The organism is Anaeroplasma sp. (genome assembly GCF_034179385.1).
Lineage (GTDB): Bacteria > Bacillota_I > Bacilli_A > Acholeplasmatales > Anaeroplasmataceae > Anaeroplasma.
Window position 1 is genome coordinate 1 of record NZ_JAXFPY010000069.1, and the last position, 3200, is coordinate 3200.

At 27.7% G+C, this 3200-nt stretch carries 4 protein-coding genes; all 4 read right to left on the reverse strand.

The features are described 5' to 3' along the window. Positions 1-108: 108 nt before the first annotated feature. On the reverse strand, positions 109-483 hold the full coding sequence (locus tag SPJ17_RS04480; RefSeq protein ID WP_321093078.1) for a hypothetical protein: 375 nt from the start codon (positions 481-483) through the stop codon (positions 109-111). A gap of 85 nt (positions 484-568) precedes the next feature. Further along, a complete protein-coding gene (locus tag SPJ17_RS04485; protein ID WP_321093079.1) occupies positions 569-1666 on the reverse strand; it encodes a DUF5677 domain-containing protein in 1098 nt (365 codons plus the stop codon). Positions 1667-1671: 5 nt separating this feature from the next. After that, the gene (locus SPJ17_RS04490; protein WP_321093081.1) at positions 1672-1821 is read right to left on the reverse strand and encodes a hypothetical protein; all 150 of its coding nucleotides are present in this window, start codon (positions 1819-1821) and stop codon (positions 1672-1674) included. 111 nt (positions 1822-1932) lie between these two features. Further along, positions 1933-3200 (reverse strand): hypothetical protein (locus tag SPJ17_RS04495; RefSeq protein WP_321093083.1); only part of this gene is annotated, 1268 nt, incomplete at its 5' end.

Below are 3200 nucleotides of genomic sequence, written 5' to 3' on the forward strand. Positions count from 1 at the left end.
TCATCAATGAAGAGAACCATCGTATTATATAATCCGATACACTTCTTATCAAGAAGCGGATCCGGATCATTTTTTATTCTTTCAATTTCTTCTAGAAGCTTTTTCATTTTACTTCACCTCCTTTAACTCAAAGATGTTTCCAAGCTTAGAAAAGTATGTTAATGCTTTGGCTTCAAGTTCTTTTTTGATTTCTTCACCATATAAAGAACCTGTATAGAATCTATCAATGTAATCAGCAACGATTTTGCCACGACATTTTGAATCGATACAATTGATATATTCGTATGGACTGACTTCATTTACAATTGCAGTTTTCTTTTCTACGTAACCCAAAGGGTAATTAAACAAGCAATCATTTATTTTTTCTTGTAGCTCAGCATCTGATTCAACCATCACATAGTCAAGAGTAGATTCATCGTTTACAACGATTTGATTTAAATTCATATTATTTAGAGGGGCAATTATAATTTTGTAATATTTCATTTTGATTTTCTCCTTCTGTCTTAGGTCTTAAGACAACTATAATATATAGGAAAAACTAGTGATTGTAACTAGCCGATATAAATCACTATCTAATTCTATTAACATAATTTTTGTTAAGTGATTCTCTTAACTTACTGTTTTCATTTATTGTTTTATCATATTCAAGTTGCTGTTTATAAAATCCTTGCATATATTCCAAAACATTTATATTATTTAGCTCTAGTTTAAACTGATAACTACTAGAAATATCAGTTGCTAGAAAATCCAATATATAACATACTCTTTCACATAATGATTGTTTAGTACTATAAAATTCTAAGAAACCTGTAAATCCATGACTTAATGGGCTACATTCTCTGAAATTTTTATATAAAATTGACCCTATTTGGCTTTTATATTTCATATCAAGATAATTAGCAATATCAACAATTCTATACTTACGTTCATCAATATTTATATAATTATATTCTAATATAGAATCTAACCACCCAAAATTCAAATAATCTATTTTAGTTATTTTTGAACCATTATTCTTTAAATTGTTAAAACTATCTTCAACTTCTTTTGCAATTGTATTGGTTTTTTGATATTCAAATTGGTATTCTACATATCTACGATATCTTTCAACAACCTTTGCATCACAATTATCAAGTGTCAAATATATCATATATAGTTCATAAAGACTTCTTAATGGATTAAAAGCTTCTTCTATAAGATTATTATCTACCAATACAAGAATCGCCTTTATCTTTTTTAACATTTTAAATTGCATTTGACTTCTAAATATTGCATTTTTTATTTTAGGATATTTCCTTTCTCTCATGCATCTATCAAATTCTATTATAAGAAAATTATTTAAAGCAAATAATGAATAAGTTAAAGGATAATAAGCTTCTAAAGAGTCTTTAGCATTATACATCAAAGCTGCATTTCTTAATTTTATTGCATCAACAACTTGATTTGATAATTTGTTTTTATATTCTTCATCATCATGATATGAAGCTCTTTTGGCATCATCTAAAGTCAAAGTATTAAAAAAATGATACATAGTAATAAATTTACAAACATCTAATTCAAGATTATCTTTACCTAAAACCATTGATTCATGAGAAAAGTTTAGCACGTCATAATGATTAACCGCTAAATCCATCATATCAGGACGATGAGTGATTTTCTCCTTCATTTCAATTAGAAAACTTTGCTTAATTTTCCAGCAAATAATTTTTTTAACACTTTATTATCAGCTTGTCTTTGTTTTTCAGCAAATTCCATCATAAAATCATTTTGCTTTTTCATTTCCTCAATAAATTTTGGATCAAATGGTGGCATATTATTCATCTTTGAAAACCTCCTAACCAAAATAGTTTCTATTGATAATATTTTATCATATTATTGCAACTAATAGTAGAAAATCCCCAGGAGTTTATTTTCCTGAGGATCATTTCCATTTTATTCGTATTGAGCTAAATAAGCTATAATTTGTTCAGATGACATTGCTTCTTTATTAGCAATAAAGATATCAATTAATGTATCATAATCTGCTAATACCTTATTTAAATCTGTTTGATTCATAGAAACAGATGCATCAATATTATTATCATCTTTTATATCTTTTGTGAATGAATTGAAGTTATCTCCTTCTTGAATAAACATCATTGGTACTTTTACTTCGTTAGCAACAAGTTTGCCATCAACCTCTGTATAGTAGAATCTAGAACGTAATTCAATATCATATTTTCTACTAGTTTTAATAAGCTTTTTATTATATGTAGGTAATAATAAAGTGGTTGAATTATTTAAATATACATCAACTGTACTTCTTGAGGATTCGTTGGCATCAGTTTTATCAGTAACCTTTACATTAGTAATTCCATCAATATCCCATAGGTTGAACCATAAAGTATTATAAGTGCCTTTAACACTAGCAATAGTCTTTTCTTCTCTTACTTCATAACCTAAAAGTTTACCTTCTGATGCCTTATATAATTCATTTACATAACCATCGAATCCAACCATACCAGATGCTTTATTACCAACAACTGATACATATCCATTTTCAACATAGAAATCAGCACAAGCAGAAATCTTATCAGAACCATCTAATGTTGTATATTCATAAATATGACCTGTTGTCTTGTTATTTGCTTTAGATACTGATAAATATGAAGATCTAGAACCCTCATGACCATATGCTGTTAGTCCATATGTTGTAGCCATTTCATATGCATCATCAGATACTACATATTTAATCTTATAAGCATCACCTAAAGAAATAAACATACCTTTAGTTTCTTTTGTTAAATCATATTCCATTTTAATAACTGGTTTTACAGTTCCTACAAGTGGTACTGTAGTATCTGTAGTGATATTAATGTTAAAAATTAACTTATTATTCTTATATTCAAATTTACCATTATATCCAGTACCACTAAATTCATATGTCATTTCATCTGCATAAGAGTTTTCAATATAAATATTAACTGCATTACCTGCAGCACTTAAAGCTGTTTGAGTAACATTAAATACCTTAGCCATTGTGACACTTTGATTAATGTTTTCAACTACCATTTGCCATTGCTCGCCAAAACCTGCATGATTAATTGATGATACATTAGTAAATGTAGTAAAATCATAAGCAATATCTGAAGCATTAACTTTATTAGCACTTGGAGCCATAGCAGCAGGTAGATAATCATATGCAGTTGATGTTTCAACTT